1 protein-coding gene is annotated in these 396 nt (G+C 65.2%); it reads left to right on the plus strand.

Annotation, left to right across the window (positions count from 1 at the left end):
- A partial coding sequence (locus IB265_RS36305; RefSeq protein WP_192496234.1) for an amidohydrolase family protein occupies positions 1-396 on the plus strand: 396 nt, incomplete at both ends.

The following is a 396-nucleotide window of genomic DNA, read 5'->3' on the forward strand; positions in this document are numbered from 1 at the left end:
CCCGGATACGCCGGTGTTCCTGCTGCATCTCTATGACCGGGCGCTCTTGAACGGCGCCGCCCTCAGGGCGGTCGGCTATGGCAAGGACACGCCCAACCCGCCGGGCGGCGAGATCACCCGTGATGCCGCCGGCAACCCGACCGGGCTGCTCCTGGCCAAGCCCAATGCCGGCATCCTCTATTCGACCTTGGCCAAGGGACCGAAGCTGCCCTTCGACTACCAGGTCAACTCCACCCGCCACTTCATGCGCGAGCTCAACCGGCTCGGCATCACCAGCGTCATCGACGCCGGCGGCGGCTTCCAGAACTATCCGGACGACTATGCCGTCATCCAGAAGCTGTCGGACGACGATCAGCTGACCGTTCGCCTGGCCTACAATCTCTTCACCCAGAAGCC

Origin of the sequence: Ensifer sp. ENS10 (assembly GCF_014852025.1) — a bacterium.
Lineage (GTDB): Bacteria > Pseudomonadota > Alphaproteobacteria > Rhizobiales > Rhizobiaceae > Ensifer.